At 68.2% G+C, this 16,258-nt stretch carries 17 protein-coding genes; 9 read left to right on the top strand and 8 right to left on the bottom strand.

The genetic code is table 11. The annotated features are described in order from the left end of the window. Positions 1-160 precede the first annotated feature (160 nt). From N864_RS11360 to N864_RS23655, 3 genes are all read right to left on the bottom strand, one after another. Positions 161-703, bottom strand: coding sequence for a TetR/AcrR family transcriptional regulator (locus N864_RS11360; RefSeq protein ID WP_034716655.1), 543 nt, complete (start codon positions 701-703; stop codon positions 161-163). After that, positions 700-1,167, bottom strand: a complete 468-nt coding sequence (locus N864_RS11355; RefSeq protein ID WP_240474299.1) for a nitroreductase/quinone reductase family protein — start codon at positions 1,165-1,167, stop codon at positions 700-702. Before N864_RS11355 ends, N864_RS11360 begins: the two co-directional genes overlap by 4 nt. An 80-nt stretch (positions 1,168-1,247) precedes the next feature. Then, entirely contained in the window at positions 1,248-2,816 is a 1,569-nt protein-coding gene (locus N864_RS23655) for an FG-GAP-like repeat-containing protein (protein WP_081793727.1), read from the bottom strand. A gap of 197 nt (positions 2,817-3,013) precedes the next feature. On the opposite strand from N864_RS23655, the gene N864_RS11345 reads away from it, so the two are divergent. Then, positions 3,014-3,625, top strand: coding sequence for a DUF2231 domain-containing protein (locus N864_RS11345; RefSeq protein WP_205620922.1), 612 nt, complete (start codon positions 3,014-3,016; stop codon positions 3,623-3,625). Positions 3,626-3,689: 64 nt separating this feature from the next. On the opposite strand, the gene N864_RS11340 is transcribed toward N864_RS11345, so the two are convergent. Both N864_RS11340 and N864_RS11335 read right to left on the bottom strand, forming a co-directional pair. Next, positions 3,690-4,943, bottom strand: a complete 1,254-nt coding sequence (locus N864_RS11340; protein WP_034716652.1) for a hypothetical protein — start codon at positions 4,941-4,943, stop codon at positions 3,690-3,692. A 61-nt stretch (positions 4,944-5,004) separates the two neighbouring features. Then, positions 5,005-5,955, bottom strand: coding sequence for a serine/threonine-protein kinase (locus N864_RS11335; RefSeq protein WP_081793725.1), 951 nt, complete (start codon positions 5,953-5,955; stop codon positions 5,005-5,007). A gap of 286 nt (positions 5,956-6,241) precedes the next feature. Between N864_RS11335 and N864_RS11330 the strand changes: the two genes are divergently transcribed. The 5 genes from N864_RS11330 (at position 6,242) to N864_RS11310 (ending at position 13,499) form a co-directional block, all read left to right on the top strand. Then, positions 6,242-7,069: a formate/nitrite transporter family protein gene (locus N864_RS11330; protein ID WP_051518475.1), complete on the top strand. Its 828-nt coding sequence runs from the start codon at positions 6,242-6,244 to the stop codon at positions 7,067-7,069. A 21-nt stretch (positions 7,070-7,090) separates the two neighbouring features. After that, positions 7,091-8,134 (top strand): methylenetetrahydrofolate reductase C-terminal domain-containing protein, encoded by a 1,044-nt coding sequence (locus N864_RS11325; RefSeq protein WP_034716651.1) that lies wholly within the window; start codon positions 7,091-7,093, stop codon positions 8,132-8,134. Beyond that, complete coding sequence (locus tag N864_RS11320; RefSeq protein ID WP_205620921.1) at positions 8,131-8,898, top strand: class I SAM-dependent methyltransferase; 768 nt, start codon at positions 8,131-8,133, stop codon at positions 8,896-8,898. The genes N864_RS11325 and N864_RS11320 overlap by 4 nt, the downstream gene beginning before the upstream one ends. A 153-nt stretch (positions 8,899-9,051) precedes the next feature. Next, positions 9,052-10,326, top strand: a complete 1,275-nt coding sequence (locus tag N864_RS23650; protein ID WP_081793723.1) for a nuclease-related domain-containing protein — start codon at positions 9,052-9,054, stop codon at positions 10,324-10,326. A 65-nt stretch (positions 10,327-10,391) separates the two neighbouring features. After that, complete coding sequence (locus tag N864_RS11310) at positions 10,392-13,499, top strand: DEAD/DEAH box helicase (protein ID WP_034716648.1); 3,108 nt, start codon at positions 10,392-10,394, stop codon at positions 13,497-13,499. 160 nt (positions 13,500-13,659) lie between these two features. Here the strand turns inward: N864_RS11310 and N864_RS11305 are convergent, their stop codons facing one another. Next, positions 13,660-13,908: a ribbon-helix-helix protein, CopG family gene (locus N864_RS11305; RefSeq protein ID WP_034716646.1), complete on the bottom strand. Its 249-nt coding sequence runs from the start codon at positions 13,906-13,908 to the stop codon at positions 13,660-13,662. Between the two features lie 4 nt (positions 13,909-13,912). Then, entirely contained in the window at positions 13,913-14,161 is a 249-nt protein-coding gene (locus N864_RS11300) for a hypothetical protein (RefSeq protein ID WP_034716643.1), read from the bottom strand. Positions 14,162-14,297: 136 nt separating this feature from the next. Here N864_RS11300 and N864_RS11295 point away from each other — a divergent pair, with 136 nt between their 5' ends. Together N864_RS11295 and N864_RS11290 are read left to right on the top strand one after the other, a co-directional pair. Continuing rightward, positions 14,298-14,501: an antitoxin MazE family protein gene (locus N864_RS11295; protein WP_034716641.1), complete on the top strand. Its 204-nt coding sequence runs from the start codon at positions 14,298-14,300 to the stop codon at positions 14,499-14,501. After that, positions 14,498-14,824, top strand: a complete 327-nt coding sequence (locus N864_RS11290) for a type II toxin-antitoxin system PemK/MazF family toxin (RefSeq protein ID WP_034716638.1) — start codon at positions 14,498-14,500, stop codon at positions 14,822-14,824. Before N864_RS11295 ends, N864_RS11290 begins: the two co-directional genes overlap by 4 nt. 192 nt (positions 14,825-15,016) lie before the next feature. Here the strand turns inward: N864_RS11290 and N864_RS24675 are convergent, their stop codons facing one another. Further along, the gene (locus N864_RS24675; protein ID WP_155892906.1) at positions 15,017-15,523 is read right to left on the bottom strand and encodes a hypothetical protein; all 507 of its coding nucleotides are present in this window, start codon (positions 15,521-15,523) and stop codon (positions 15,017-15,019) included. A gap of 130 nt (positions 15,524-15,653) precedes the next feature. Between N864_RS24675 and N864_RS11285 the strand changes: the two genes are divergently transcribed. Beyond that, positions 15,654-16,163, top strand: a complete 510-nt coding sequence (locus tag N864_RS11285) for a hypothetical protein (protein ID WP_034716636.1) — start codon at positions 15,654-15,656, stop codon at positions 16,161-16,163. Positions 16,164-16,258 lie beyond the last annotated feature (95 nt).

The raw sequence follows: 16,258 nt of genomic DNA, 5'->3' as shown, positions 1-16,258 counted from the left end.
GAGCCGCGCCGCTCTGGCCTTGCGGCTGCCTGAGCCGCCGCGCCCGCGTCCCCTCCGCGGGCGCGGCTTCCACCCTCAAGCCGTATGCCGCTCAGCTGGCCGACGCTGCCCGGCTGAGGCGCCGCTCGGCTGAGCAGCGCACGCCGAACGTCCATCGGGGTCACGAGCGCGAGAACGCCTCAGCCCCGGAACGCCAGGTCCGCTCGAGGTCAGAGCCGGCCGGGAACCGCCCCTCGATCTCGAGGATCGCCATGCCGTGGGCGAAGGCCCACATGGCCTGGGCGAGATACGGCTCCCCCGTGGCGAGGAAGAACGGCTCTCCCGCCCACTCCTCGAGCCCCGGAGCCAGCAGGTCGCGGGCCAGGCCCGGTCCGGTGGCGAGCCGGTAGAGGTGCGGGTTCGTCAGGGCGAGGTCGCGGTAGCGCCCGAGCACTGCAGCGACGGGACCTCGACGACCGGGTCGCCGCACCGCTCGGTGGAGCACCTCCCCCATCTCGACGAAGGCGTCCTCGACCAGAGCGGCCTCCACGTGACGCTTGGCGGGAAAGTGCTTGTAGAGCGAGGGGGCCCGCATCCCGACCTCGTCCGCGAGCCGTCGCATCGTCAACGCCTCTCGACCCTCATCCTCGAGGATCCGCCGGGCCGTCGCGACGATCTCGGACGCCCGCTCCGACCGGGCGACCACGACGGGCGCGTCAGTCACGGGGCCGACAGGCGAAAGACGGGGTGACGCGGCGCGATCCGACGCAGCTCCGACTCTGGCGAGTCCGCGTCGACGCCCTCGAAGAAGACGCCCACCTCGGCCTTCCACCGCCGCAGATAGGCCCGAAGGACCTCGGCCTTGTCGTCGTCAGCCAGTTCCGTCGCGAGCTGGTGCTCCCGAGACCGTCCGAGCAGCAGGTCCAGCCGCCCACCGGAGGCGCGCACGTTGCGCACCCACTCGGCATTGCCTCGCGGCGCGACGAGATAGCGCACGTCGCCGACGGTGAGCAGGTTGACCGGGACCTGGCGTGGCAGGCCACTGCGCCGGCCGGGGACCTCGAGCACCCGACTCCCCCAGATGCTGACGCCTCGACGGGTGAGCCACGCAACCGTTCGGTTCATGACGTTCCTCGTGAACCAGCCCGGCCGCCGGTAGTGGACCGAATCCGTCTGTGCCATGGTCATGCCGCCTCCTAAGGGCTAACGTTGTTAGCCCACTCTAAGGCTAACACCGTTAGCCGGTCAAGCCGGCCGCACGCCGGAGCTCAGTTGGCGGCGAAGACGGCCTGGAGCAGCCATCCCGACCCTTTGACCTGGCCCGGACCGGCAAAACTGCCCTTGCCGTTGCCGGGGTAGAAGTAGAAACGCCCCGCCGAGGTGATGCCGACCAGGTCCGCCCTGCCGTCGTTGTTGAGGTCGCGCACCCCGATGACCTTCGAGAAGGCCTGCCAGCCCGACCCGATCTGGGTCCGGCTCCCCGACCAGCCGCCGATCCCGTTGCCCCGGTAGAGGTAGAGGGCACCGCCCGGTGTCCGGGCGATGACGTCCATGGCACCGTCGCCGGTGAAGTCTCCGGCAGAGAGCAGCAGGTTGTAGCCGCTCCAGCCGTGGCCGACCTGGACGCGACTCCCCGACCAGCCCCCGATCCCGTTGCCCTTGTAGAGGTAGAGGTCGCCGGCGGGGGTCCGCGCGAGCAGGTCCGTGTTGCCGTCACCGGAGAAGTCGCCGGCGCCGATGACCTGGTTGTAGATGTTCCAGCCGGTGCCGATCTGTCGGCCGGCGTGCAGCCGGCCCGCGCCGGTCCCCGTGTAGAGGTAGAGCCGCCCGTCGGCCGTGCGGGCCAGGACGTCGGCGTAGCCGTCGCCGTTGAAGTCGCCCGGTGAGAAGACGAGGTTGAAGCCGCCCCAGCCCGTGCCGATGGTGACGCCCGAGCGGACATAGCCCGTCCCATTGCCGGGATAGAGCCTAAGGTCGCCCCCGCTCGTCGTGGCGAGCAGGTCAGGCAGCGGGTCGCCCGAGAAGCCGCGCATCGGGGCCAGGCCGGAGGTTCCGTCCATCGCGACGAACCGGTAGCCGTGCGACCGGTACCAGTTGATCACCCGCTGGAGCGACTGGACCGTGTTGCCGCGGAACGACGACACGACCGACTCCGCCTCGTGAGACGCTTTGCCGCCGTGCATGAGCACGACCGGGTGGCTCGCGTCGGCGGACGTGAGCGTCGTCGCCCGGCTCACGATCGAGCTCTGGAAGGACGAGCTGTAGTAGCCCGGCTGCTTCCAGTCCTGCGTGTCGGTGCTCCACAGCACCGTCTCCATGTTCTGTGACTTCGTCACGGTGGCAACGTTGTTCGTGAAGCCGCCCGGGGGCCGGAAGTAGCAGCCGCGGTAGCCGACGGTCCTCTGCTGCAGGTCCGCCGTCGTGGTGATCTCGTTCGTCAGGTAGGACACCGACCAGTTCCCGTTGGCCGAGCTCGGGTAGTCGTGGTGCCACGTGTGGTTCGCGATGAGGTGCCCGTCCGCGGCGGCTCGCTGCATGATCGTCGGCATCTCGGAGGCGTACCGGCCGGTGACGAAGAAGGTGGCCCGCACGTTGTTGCGGCGCAGGATGTTGAGGATGGCCGGCATCCACTCCTTGCGGTCGTCGTCGAAGGTCAGGGCGACCGTCTTGCCGCTGCCCGGAGCGACCTGGGTCGTCCGGCCGGCGAGTGGGCTGTTGCAGCTCGCCGCGGTGGCGGCACCCGGATGGGCTCCCACGCCGACCGCGGCCAGCGCGGCCCCGGCCGCGAGCACCGTGGCGGTGCGCCGAGCCCGCCTGTCCGATCGCCGCATCCTCATCGCGACCTTCTTCCCCGCACGGGCTTGCCCCCCACCGGCGGCCCCGTCACGACCAGCGTGCGCGCGCTCGGACCGCAGCGGAAGTAAGGGGCACTCCCCTGCCCCGTATGCCGCTCAGCGCGCGAGTGTGGGCCCGCTCAGCGGCATACGGGGCTGGCTGTCGTCACCCCCCGCCAAGGGTGGGTAAGAGAGGTCGCATGACCTCTGCACACTCACCAGACCTTCCCCTCCCCGCACGGGTTGCCGTCGACCTGGAGCGCGACACGCGCCTGGACCAGGTCGTCGACGGAGTCGGGCGGGCGACCCGCCCACTGGGGAACTCGCCCATCGGTGCGGTCCTGCGCGGTGACTGGATGGGCCACGCGCTGCATCCCACCCTGACCGACCTGCCCCTCGGCATGTGGACGGCCGCCTCGGTGCTCGACGTCGTGGGCGGTGTCAGCGCCCGGCCGGCTGCCCGGCGGCTGCTCGGCGTCGGCCTGCTCGCTGCGGGACCGACGGCACTGACCGGCTGGGCCGAGTGGCAGCGCTCAGGGACGTCGGCGCAGCGCGTCGGCGTCGTCCACGCGGCCCTCAACATCACCGCGGTGGGGCTGTATGCGGGCTCGTGGGGGGCGCGCCGACGCGGCCGGCATGCGCTCGGCGTCGCCCTGTCGCTCCTCGGCGCGAGTGCGGCGAGCGCCGGTGGCTACCTCGGCGGTCACCTCGCGATCGCGCGCGACGTCGGGAGCCGCGCGCCCGGCCTGCAGCCGGACCAGCCCGGTAGCACGACGACCTTCCCCGTCGACGGGCCGACCCCCTCCATCTGAGCCTCGGCGGCTCGCGCCCGCCGCGGGCTGCCGTCCCGGCAGGGCTGAAGCCTGGCCCCTCGGCTCACTCGTCCCGTTCCGACTCGGCGGCCAGCCGGGCCAGACGGCCTGCGTTCACGGCCGAGATCGCCTCGCCGATCGCCTCGCGGTCATCCGGGTCGACGTCGTTGTCGGTGAGGTAGCGCAGGAGCTGCTGCTGCGGCGACTGCTCCGACTGGTCCCGGCGCAGGGTCTCGTAGTCCTCACGCGTCCGGTCCACCTCGTCGGCGACCACCTCGATGTCGGCGGGCGCCAGTCCCTTGCGCCCGAGACAGAACTCGATCCAGGCCTTGAGGGCGTCCGGCACGGCCACCACGGCCGCTTCGGGCAACAGCGCCTTGCGATGGACCCAGTCGGTGAGGAAGCGCTCGGGCTCGCCCGGTTTCCACGCCAGCACGCCTCCGTCGAGGTAGCCGTCACCGAAGTCCACGAACGTGTCCGCCAGCATCGCGACGACGTCGTCCGGGGCATCGACCGCTGACCGGGCCTGGAACTCCTCGATGAGCAGGGCGCGCTCCTCGTCGTCGATGGCCTCCCAGCGGACCGACTGTTGCTGGTAGGGCTCGGCGCGGACGCGGGCCAGCGCCCGCATCGCCACCGCATCCTCCTCCCACATGGGCGGGTAGTAGAGGTCCATCTGCAGGATCGCGTCCCAGATCCGGGAGAGGGCGTCCGCCGGCTCGACCTCACGCGCCGGTCGGCCGAGGACGTCCGCCCATGGCTGGGGGCCTGCTGGGTCCTCGAGCTCGATCGCCCAGACCGCCAGACCGCTGGTGCTCGTCGTCATGACGGCGATCTGGTGCGGCTCCGGCTCGTCGTAGCCGACGACGTGGACCTGCTGGTTGTCCCAGGGGTCGCTGATGAGCCACGCGCGGCGTGGCTCCGGCTCGTCGCCGAGCGCCCAGCGGAGCGTCGGGTGCTCACCCGGCGCGGTGGCCAACAACCCGTCCATGGTGGAGCGTTCGCGCTCGGTCGCGAGGAGGCGCAGCGCCTGCAGGGCGACGTATGCCGCTGAGCCGCGTCCGCCGGCCAGCCGCGCTCCCAGCTCGCTGGCCAGGTCGCGCTCCGCGGTCTGCGCGTGGCCGTTGTCGAGGATCTCGTCACCCACCAGACCGGACATCATTGCCTCGATCTCGAGCCGGTCGCTGTCATCTCCGAGCACCGCGGCGAGGCGGATCGCGCGGTCGGCGATGGAGGCCTGCGTCGGCGTGGGGCGGCGCCGACCCTTGGGTTTGGCCCGGCCACGGCCCTTGGGACGCCCCTTGCTCTTCGGACTCACCGGATCAGTCCACCACAGCGGCATGTGGCCGGTGGCCCAGATCCGGCAGCGTCGGACGAGATCAGGCGGGCCCTGCCGGGTCCGCCATGAAGCGGGTGGGAGTCAGCTCGTCCACGGCGGCGGTGAGGTCTGCGGGCAGCTCGTCCGTCTGGCCGTTGAGGGCGGTGGCCAGTCCCAGCGCCAGGCCGATGAGGTCGTGGTCTCCAAGGCCCAGCCTGACGGCGACGGCCGCGGCGTTGGGCGGCCGGTTCTCCGGATCCTTCTCCAGGCAGTCCTGGATCAGGCTCGCGAGGTCTTCGGGGACATCGTCCGGCAGGGGCGGCGGCGGCTCGTTGAGGTGGGAGTACGCCGTCGCGATGGGCGTCCCCCGGTCGAAGGGACGGTGACCCGACAGCATCTCGTGTCCGACGACCCCGAGGGCGTACAGGTCACTGGAGCCGGTCGCCGGCTCGCCGCGCACCTGCTCGGGGCTGATGTAGTTCGGGGTGCCGAGCATCTCGCCGTGCTTCGTGTGCCCCGAGGCGTCCAGAGCCCGGGCGATGCCGAAGTCGGTGAGCTTCACCAGCCCGTCCTCGCGCACGAGGATGTTGGGCGGTTTGATGTCCCGGTGGACCACCCGGTGGTGGTGCGCGACTCCCAGGGCCAGCGCGGCCTGGCCGAGGATGGAGCGGACCTCGGAGGCGGGCAGCGGGCCCCGTTCGGCCATGAGCGCTGACAGGGTGCGCCCCTCGACGTGCTCCATCACGAGGAAGGCCAGTCCGTCGTCCTCGCCGTAGTCGAAGACCGTCGCAATATTCGTGTGGTTCAGGCCGGCCGCGTTGACCGCCTCGTCACGGAACCGTCGCGCGAACAGCTCCTCGTGCCCCGCATCGGGACGCATGATCTTGACGGCCACCGTGCGCTGGAGGACATCGTCCGTGGCGGACCAGACGTCGGCCATGCCTCCAGAGGCGATTCGGCTCTCGAGCCGGTAGCGGCCACCGAGCACGAAGCCTTCGTGGAGACGATTCATATGACGAGCACCAAGAGCCTTCCGGGACAGAAGGTGCGCGTTGTGCACAGGTTGGTGATCCTTCGTCCTCGGCCATGCTACGTGACGTTGGCCCTGATCCACGTTCTCCGCGCCCGGCGCCCACCATTTGCGGCCGGCACCGGCCTCTGGCAGCCCATCGACTGACGATGCGGACGGCTGATCGGGGGCCGCTGGCACAGCCCCCGCTGCGTGAGCCGGAGCGGCCGCGGCTCGGGCGGTAACGTGCACTCATGAACTCGCGACACCGCGGACGCGGGCCCTGCTGGTGAGCCGGCCGTCCGGCGGATCGGGCGACGTCACCGCACCGAAGGGGTCCCGTTCTGACCCAGAGGTCGAGGAGGCATACGAGCGTCTCGTGGCCGAGGGCCATGAGCGGCTGGACCGGCCCTTGCTCCCGCTGCTCTCCACGGGTCTCCTAGGCGGCGTCGACGTCGGGGTGGGCGTGTTGATCTACCTGGTGGTGGAGGCGAGGACGGACAACGCCCTGCTGGCCTCGCTGGCGTTCACCATCGGGTTTGTCGCCCTGCTGCTCGCCAAGAGCGAGCTCTTCACCGAGAACTTCCTGGTCCCGGTCATCTCCGTGATCGCGAAGGTGGGCACGCTCGGGCAGCTGGTCAGGCTGTGGGTCGTCACCCTGGCGGCCAACCTGGTGGCCGGCTTCGCCATGGCCGCCATGATCGTCGTGGCCCTGCCCGAAGTGCGCGCGACGGCGGTGCAGGTCGGCTCGCACTACGCCCACCTCGGGGTGTCGTGGCGCTCGTTCTTCCTTGCCGTGCTGGCCGGCGCCGTCATCACGCTGCTGACGCGGATGCAGCACGCCACGGAGAGTCTTGCCGTTCGCCTGGTCCCCGCCGTGCTGATGTCCTTCGTGCTCGTCGGGGCGCAGCTGTTCCACTCCGTGCTGGACTCCATCCTGATGTTCGCCGGGCTGGTCACCGGCGACGCCGACTACGGCTACCTCGACTGGGTGCGGGCGCTGGGCTGGTCAGCGATGGGCAACCTCGTGGGCGGCCTGGTGCTGGTCACCGGTATCCGTCTGCTGCGGGTGCCGCATCGGGTCGCCGAGAGCCGCGACGAGGGGCAGACCGGCTGACGGCCTGACAGGCTGTTGGCTGTGGAGATCTTGTCGCGGCCCCCTGCACCCGGCTGCCCCAAACGGATGGTCTTCGGCCCCTGTGGCGGCGTCAGGACCGACGGCACCTGCGAGATGCTCCCGACCCCGTGCGTCTTCGATGCCCTCACCGACCTGCCTGACCACAGCGTCGACGAGGCCCCCTCGACGCCCTCGTTCGGGCCGCTTCTTCAGCCGCCCGGCGTCGAGTGGCCACCGATGATCCTGACGGACCTCAGCACGCCGCCCGCCGACGCGTCGGCACTCCGTTCGACGGTCCGCCGGCTGGCGCCCAGCTGCGACGCGGTCCTCGTCGGCGACCACCAGGACCGCGTCGACTTCCCGCCCAGCACGCTGGCGCGGCTGATCGCCGACGCCGGCGCCGTGCCATGGGTGACTCTGGCGTGCCGGGACCGGAACCGGATCACGCTCGAGCAGGAGCTGCGCGCCCTCGCCCTGGACCGGCTCGCCACCGTCCTGTGCGTCACGGGTGACGGTCGCGCCTACGACGTCCGCCCCGACATCACCCAGGCCTTTGACCTCGATGGCACCCGGCTGGCTGGCCTGGCGGCATCCTTGGGCCTTCGGGTGGCGGTGGCGGAGACTCCAACTGCGCCTCCACGCGCCCTTCGACCGAAGCGGCTGGTCCAGAAGCAGCAGGTCGGTGCCCAGCTGGGGTGCCTCAACCACGTGCCTTCCGTCGCCCACCTGACCGCGTTCCTCGAGGCAGCTCGGGCCGCCGGGCTCCGGATGCCGGTCATCGCCTCGGTCGTCGTGTTCACTGACCACCGCTCGGCCGCGGCACTGACCGCGCTTCCTGGTCTGACGATCGCGCCCGAGCGCATCGAGGCGGTGCTGACGGCGGCCGACCCGGTCGAGGCCGGCATGACGGCCGCCGTGGACGAGGCGGTCCAGCTGCTGCAGGTGCCGGGGGTGGCCGGGGTAAACCTGTCCGGACTGGCATCGGCCCAGAGCATGCTTGCCGCTGCCGAGATACAGGCCGACATCGGCCACCGAATCCGCACCGCACGAGGAGACCGACAGTGAGCACCGAGCCCGACTCGATGGAGGCCGAGTTCGACACCGTGGCGACATGGACCGCGGAGGTCGTCGCCGGCCTCGACCTGGCCGACCGGATCCCTGCAGCCTGCCGGGGCAGCGGCAGTCCCGGTGCCCTGCACTGGCTGCTCGAGCACCTGGAGCCCGAGCCGGGCCAGACGTTCTTCGACTGCGGCGCCGGCGTGGGCGGACCCGCCGCCTTCGCGGCACGTGAGACGGGCGCCCGTCCACTCCTGACCGACCCGGAGCCCGGAGCCTGCAGAGCGGCGCGCGCCCTCTTCGGCCTACCCGCGCTGCAAGCCGCCAGCGAGCTGCCGATCGCGACCGGCGTGATTGTTGCCGGATGGAGCCTCGGCGTCCTGTGCACGGTGACCGACCAGCCGGCCTACCTCGCCGAGCTCCGCCGGGTGCTGAGGCCGGGGGCGCGCTTCGGCCTGATCGTGTATTGCGCCACTCATCCTGGAGAGCTGCGCCTGAAGCCGCCGGAGGGCAACAACTTCCCCACCGTCGAGCACCTCGACGATCTGCTCCACGGGGCATCCCTGAGGGTCCGGACCAGTGGCTGGACCGACCACTTCGCCGCCTTCCCGGACGGCTGGGAAGACGTGATGTCGAGCGTCCAGGATGAGCTCGAGCGCCGCCACGGGAAGGACGCTCGATGGCGGACGGCGGAGGAGCAGTCGGACCGGATGGGCTCGCTGCTGGCCGCGGGTGAGCTCCGCGGGCGAATGCTTGTGGTGGAGCCGGAGTGAGGGCACACGGGGCGGCGATCGTTGCCTGTGTGGCGCACCGAACCGCCTGGACGTCTGCCCCAGGAAGTCTTCTCCGTTCACGACCATTTGGTGCTGTTTTGATCTGCTTTGCCGGCAACACCCCTATCGTGTGACTCGTCTAGGGGGTGGACGATGCCAGAGGGCGGATCGGCTTGGCAGCGCGCGGATCAGTTGCGGGCCGAGGCTGCGGCTGCTCGAGTGAGAGCAGAGGCACTCGAGCGCGAGGCCGGCGCATGGCAGGCCGGAGCAGACGGAGAGCGACGAGTGGCTGGGGAACTCGCAAAACTCCCGTCGACCTGGCGGGTCCTTCACGATCGGCTGTTGAGGCCGGACCGGTCTCTCGCAAACATCGACCATCTGGTGGTTGGCCCTTCCGGCGTGTACTTGATTGATGCGAAGAACTGGGCTGGTGGCGTCTCCGTCCATGACGGAACCCTGTGGCAGCACAACGGCAACATCCACTGCAAGAGGGCTGCTCTGGAGCAGGTGCATCGCTTCGCAGCCGAGGTGGAGCGCACTGTCTCTCTCCCGGTCACACCGGTCCTCGCCCTTGCCGGAAAAGCATCGGCGCGCTTCATACCGCAGCGGATCGGCGGCGTGGAAGTGCTGCCCCTTGGGAGGCTGCACAGGTGGCTCAACGAACAGGGGCATGCGAATTTCGTTCGCGACGTAGACGGTTTGGCGAGGATGCTTGAGATTGCCTTTCCTCCCGCTTCCGGGCCGGACCGCTCGATGACGGCAACACCGGGCTCAAGCGGCAGAAGCACCTCGACGAGGCCATCGGCCACGAAGACGCGGACCGCATCACGAGCCGGGCGGGGTAGCACCTCTCTGGGCAGGGCCGTCTTCCAGATAGTCATCTTGCTTTTCGGCGCCCTCTTCATGACGCAGGTCGTGGTGCCGCACATGATTCAGAAAGCTGCGAAGACCGTCGCATCCAGCACTCCAAGCAGGCAGGCACATCGGGTCTGCGACTCGATCCCGGTGACCTTGATCCAGAAGCACGTCAAGAACGCGAGCATCAAACCCGGCTCCAACGGATCACAGACCTGCCGGTGGCTCATTCGCCCGAGCGGGGAATCACGGACCTTCTCTCTGTCGCTCACCTTCGGCCAGGCGGCCCACCTCGAGGTCAAGGTCATCGGTCAGGGCCAACCGAAAGCGTCAGCGAGCAACGGATACGCGGTGGCACGTGTACCCGAGGGCGGCCGGCTGCCAGGCTGGTCCAAGACCGCCACGAAGGCCAATCAGCCTATTGCGGTGCTTCTTTCGTATCCCCTTCCCAAGTCCGGCGAGGCTCCTGAGGTGCAGAAGGCAAACACGGCCGCGATGAAGAGCATCGTTGCCTTCTCTGAGGAAGTGGCCCCCATTGTCGCCGGAACGGAGGGCGTCGAGAACGAAAGCTAGAAGGATGTGGACGCCCTCCGAGGGCTTGCACTTCTTCGGTCGGAGGTGTCTGGCAAGCTCCCAACATGGCGAACCACCGGGGACTGAACGCAGGGCTATACGAATTGCTCATCACGTCGCAGCTCCGCACCCAGCTGGACATGAGCCGTGAGATCGATATCGAGCAGAAGAAGGTGGACTCGGCTGACGAGCCAGAAGTGCTGTCGCGCCATGTCCGCCTGGCGCTACAGCGACTGCTGGAGTCGTGTGGCAATCCCGAGGAACGCCTCGCCATCGTGAACGGCGTTCTGGAGTCAATCCATGCGATGGATGAGCAGATTCCCGCTCCAACGAGCCAACTGCTTCGAGTGGCAACGTCGCGGGGCCCAGGGAGAGCAGCGGCGGTTACGAGCCTCCGGCCTGCAACTCCGCTCTCAGAGGCGGCGCTGCTGACTAACGCAACAGGAGAACCCGCCCTCGGCCATGAGTTGCGTGCAGAGCTAGCGAGCGCCGACCGGGTTGATCTCTTGTGCGCTTTCGTGAAGTGGCACGGCATCCGACTACTGGAAGCGGAGTTGAGCTCGCTGCGAAAGCGAGGAGTGCCGCTCCGGGTGATCACCACGACGTACCTCGGCGGAACTGAGCGCCGGGCATTGGATCGGCTCGTCCGCGACTTTGGAGCGGAGGTGCGGATCCAGTTCGACGCGCAGCGGACGAGACTTCACGCGAAAGCGTGGCTGTTCGAGAGGGACACACAGTTCGACACGGCGTACGTCGGGTCCAGCAACCTCAGCAAGTCCGCATTACTCGATGGCGTCGAGTGGAACGTCCGGTTGTCAACGGTTGCCACGCCTTCCCTGCTCGACAAGTTCCGAGCCACCTTCGAGACGTATTGGCATGACTCCACGTTCAGGCCCTACGACCCGGACCGCGACGGCGATCTCTTGGACGATGCGCTGCGCCGTGCCTCCGGTGGCCCCCGACGCGGCGGAGTCCCACTGGAGCCGTCCATCTCGGGACTTGATGTTCGTCCCTACCCTCACCAGATCGACATCCTCGAACGTCTAGAGGTCGAGCGGCTGGTTCATGGAAGGCATCGCAACCTCGTCGTTGCTGCGACTGGTACGGGGAAGACAGTGGTGGCCGCCCTCGACTATCGACGCCTCAGCCAGGCATCGCAGCGGCCAAAGCTGCTCTTTGTCGCGCATCGGAAGGAAATTTTGAATCAGAGCCTGCGCACCTATCGCGAGGTTCTCAGCGACGGTAACTTCGGCGAACTGTATGTCGACGGGTCTCGCCCGGAGCGATGGGAGCACGTCTTCGCTTCGATTCAGTCGCTGACTTCGTACGGCATCGACCGGGTTCCTCCGGACTCCTTCGAGGTCGTCGTGGTCGACGAGTTCCATCACGGCGCGGCTGCTACGTATCGTCGTCTTCTTGAGCAATTGCAGCCGCGGGAGCTTCTCGGCCTGACAGCCACGCCAGAGCGCGGAGACGGAATGGATGTCCGTCTGCTCTTCGGGGGCCGTGCGGCCGCGGAGCTCCGTCTCTGGGATGCCCTCCGTGAGGACCTCCTCACGCCATTCCACTACTTCGGGATCGCCGACAACACCGACCTCACGAACGTCACATGGCGCCAGGGCGCCTACGACGCCAACGAGCTGAGCAACCTCTATACCGGCAACCACGCCCGGGCGCGGCTCGTCGTGAAGGAAGTGCACGACAAGGTCGGAGATCTCACCTCGATGAGGGCCCTGTGCTTCTGCGTGAAGATCGACCATGCCGAATTCATGGCTGACGCCTTCAACCGCGCCGGCATACCCTCAGCGACCATCACGAGCCGGTCCACCGACGACCGAGGCCGCATCATTGCCGAACTGCGCAAGGGCGCACTCAAGGCGATCTTCACCGTGGACGTCTTCAACGAGGGCGTCGACATCCCGGAAGTGAACACGGTCCTGTTTCTCCGCCCCACCGAAAGCGCCACTGTCTTCCTGCAACAGCTTGGCCGCGGTCTCCGCACCGCGCCCGGCAAGGCAGTCCTCACCGCCTTGGACTTCGTGGGGCACCACCGCAAGGAGTTCCGTTTCGACAGCAAGTACCGCGCCCTCACGGGGGCGACCCGTACTCAGTTGGCGCGCGCGGTTGAGAGTGGTTTTCCATTCATGCCGGCCGGCTCACAGATCGTTCTCGACGAGGCGACCCAGGCGGAGGTGCTCGGTCACGTCCGGAGCCAAGTCACTTCGACTCAACGTCAACTGACAGCAGAACTGCGAGCCCACCCGACCGATTCACTGTCGACCTTCTTGGACGACAGTGGGGCGGAACTGGCCGACGTCATTCGTGGGAATCGCTCCTGGACCGCACTGCGACGACGCGCCGGGCTTAACGTTCCGGCCTCGGCGCCCGGTGAAGAGCAGCTGCTCAAGCGAGTGCGCGCCTTCGCACACGTTGATGATCCAGATCGCGCCGAGGCCTACCTCCGGTGGGTAGACGACGCCCCCGATTACGAATCCGCAGACCGAGACATGCAGGAGTTCGGCCGGATGCTCTTCTTCTCGCTATGGCCGGACGGTGGCGGCTTTGACTCCTATGCCCAGGGGCTGTCCAGTCTCCATCTCCAGCACAACCTTCGCAATGACCTCAGAGAGGTGCTTCACATCGCCTTCGCTCGCAGTGCGCACGTGACCACTCGAATGACGGGCACACTGAGCGATCTTCCACTTCGCGTACACGGCCGCTACTCCAGAGAAGAAGCTCTGAGCGCCCTGCGCTACGCGAGTCTCGATGGGCCAAAACCAAACAGCTTCCAACAGGGGGTGCTCTACTCGCCAGGGGCCCGGTCCGATGCCTTCTTCGTAACTCTGCGGAAGTCCGAAGCCGACTACTCCCCGACGACGATGTATCGCGACTACGCCATCAGTCCCACCCGGTTCCATTGGGAGTCCCAGTCCGTGACAAGCGTGACATCACCAACGGGGCGGCGGTACCTGAACCATCGCAGCATGGGAACGCACATCCTCCTCTTCAGCCGAGCCACCAAGGCCAGCGAATATGAGGGCGCTGCGTCCTACCTGTTTCTCGGACAGGCTGACTACCAGGAGCACCGGGGCGAGAAGCCCATCGCCATCACCTGGGAGCTGAAGAACCCCATGCCCTCAGACCACTTCGCCCTCGCGTCTGTTGTCGCCTGACAGACGATATGAGGCATCCGTGCCTGAGTATCGAAGCCGAGTCGCAACTCGCGATGGGGCCAGTCCTCGTCCGCGAGGGGCTCAATCCACAGCGACAGGTCGGCAGCCTGGACCGCATCCTCGGGCAAGACCCCGTGCTTGAGCGCACTGCGGTGGACCTTCACGCGGCGTAGCCGGCCACGGCCCGTCGGATCGCCTCGGAGCGGGACAGGTGCTCCCGTGCGGCATAAGCGTCAAGCGCCGCGATCTCCTCGGCCGTAAACCGCACGGCGATGACCTGCGTAGGCTGAGCCCCACGCCCAGGACGTCCTCGCCCACGGCGTTTCAACTCCTCGGCGTCATACCCAGCCTCGGCCTCGTCCGCCCACTTCTGGATCTGCTCAACCGTCACCTCGTCATCAGCCACCATGCGCTCACGCGCCTGTCGCGCTTTTGGCCGGTGGCTCCACGCCGTAGCCGAGCAAGCTGACCATCGCCGCACGAGCGGTGACCGTAGCCACCGGGTGGCGATTCGACCCCCAGATGAAGCCCGCGATCACAACCCCAGCGACCGAGCATGCGAGAACCGCGAAGACGCCCTCGACAACGGCCTCACCCACAAGCTCCGCAACCTTCGAGCCGATCCGCAGGGGCGGCCGTGGCCGGCTCGGCTCCTGCGTCACGCCGTGAGGCTCTCCTGCTCGAGGCCCGACTAGCGGCCGACGCGATACACGCGGCGGGGGCAGGAGCGGTAACTTCCCATCGTCACCCGCGCACGTTGCACTTGGCTCAAACGGGCGTTACATGTAACGTTGGGGTATGGGCGTACGAGAGCGGGTGAACGCGCACCGGGCCCGGATGAGGGCCCAGGGTCTGCGGCCTGTCCAGATCTGGGTGCCCGATGTCCGTTCGCCACAGTTCGCAGCCGAGGCGCATCGCCAGTCCGAGCTCGTGGCGGCCGCCGACCGGGCCAGTGACGACATGGCCTTCGTCGAAGCAGTCTCGGACGACTGGGACGAATGAGGCGCGGCGACATCGTCACCGTCGCGGGCGGTGTCTATTCGACCAAGCCGCGTCCGGCCCTGGTCATCCAGGACGACCGGTTTGACGCAACGGATTCGTTGACCGTCTGCCCGTTCACCAGCACAGAGGTCGACGCGCCGCTGCTGCGGGTATCGGTGAAGGCGGACAAGGAGAACGGCCTCCACCGGGACTCCTTCCTCATGGTCGACAAGATCACCACGATCCGAAGGAGCAACGCGCACGAGGTGGTGGGAAGACTCGAGGCGGCGAGGCTGGTGGAAGTCGAGCGGCGACTTCTGGTCTTCCTCGGCTTCGGTGCCTAGCTTCGCCCACTTGAGGAACGGTCGGGGACAACCACTGGCTCCAAGTGACCACTCCTGGTCGGGGTGGTCGCTTTCGGACTGTCCCTCTGGATGCTCAGCCCCACGTATCGTGCTCGTCCCCGGTAGGCCTGGGCGATCACGCGGCTGCTCGGCCGGCCGCGCCATTTGCGGCTTTGCGGACGTTGATCGACGTCAGGGGGCCGCTGTTTGGAGGGTGCCTATCTCGATGCTCGTGACCCCCTCGGGACACTCCCAGCGGGCAGAGGCGTCGGGCGATCCGACGGCCGCACCTTCCATCCGCCGATGAGGTGGAGAGTGCCGTGCGAGCAGTGGGTGACGACCGCCGTGGTCGGGACACGCCGGCCATGTCGGGTCGATGCCACGCTCCCAAAGCAGGATCTGAACGAGCATTTGAACCGCGTCAGCGATGGAAGTCGTGACCTCCGTGTCCCTGCCCCTCTCTGGGAAGTACTCGGTCGGGCGGCTAGCTGGGTGCAGAGCTAGAGAGTCACCGCCATCGAGCAGTCCGCGGGCATCCCACACCGGCGACTCCGGCTGCAAGCCCGCCTCATGGACAACGGCTCCGATCCCCGCCTCCGAATCGACCCATTCGGACACGACTAAGCGCACGCCGACAGTGGCCGCCGCATCCCGAACGAGGGCTTCGCCACACGCCTGAAGGTGCTCAATCTCCGACATGGATCAGAGCATCCCACCCATGGAAGTGACGGGAGGGGCGGAGCCTTCCGTCGCTCGCGCTCATCGGTACGCTCACTCGCAGAGCTCGTTTCCGGACGTTCGAGCGACTGCCGTCGCCTAACCTCTGGGCATGATGGCGCGCTGCACCGACGAGCGGCGGGTGCGGCAACCCGTGAAACGCTTGGGGGCGCTGGTAGCCGCCGTCGCCGTCGCGGCAGCGTTCGGCTCCTGCGTCGGACCCTTCGGCCGAGACCGCAATGCCGTCACCGCACCGCCACCACCCTGCCCGTCGCCCGGCCCGGTCGTCGTCCTGACGAAGGGTGGTCCGACCGGTGGTGTCGTCCCGTTCACCGTGGGTGGCGGCCTCTACGAGCTCACCGCGCAGGGCTTCCCTCACGGAGGCATCTTCGACCCGAACCAGGGGGTGACACGAGTGTGGATCGGCCCAGAGGGGACCGAGCCGCTACGGGACCCCCGCGAGAACAGACCGACCCAGCTGACGGCCGAGGTGTACGTCACGGAAGGCGTTCCCACCCAGATCACCCTGCCCCGCGGCAACTTCTGGATTGCGAACTCCTTCGGTGTCCAAATCAGTGGGCGCAGCTGCGGCGGCGCAACCGTCACGCCCGCACTGACCTAAGCTTCTCCCACCCCGGACGAACCGGACAATGTCGGTTCCCCAGCGGCCACGGCCTGACCCCTCAAAGGCGGTTGGAACTGACGGATGGCAACCCG

Source organism: Intrasporangium chromatireducens Q5-1, assembly GCF_000576575.1.
Taxonomy (GTDB): Bacteria; Actinomycetota; Actinomycetes; order Actinomycetales; family Dermatophilaceae; genus Intrasporangium_A; species Intrasporangium_A chromatireducens.
The sequence above is the reverse complement of the archived record's forward strand: the minus strand, read 5'-3'. Positions and strand labels throughout refer to the sequence as shown.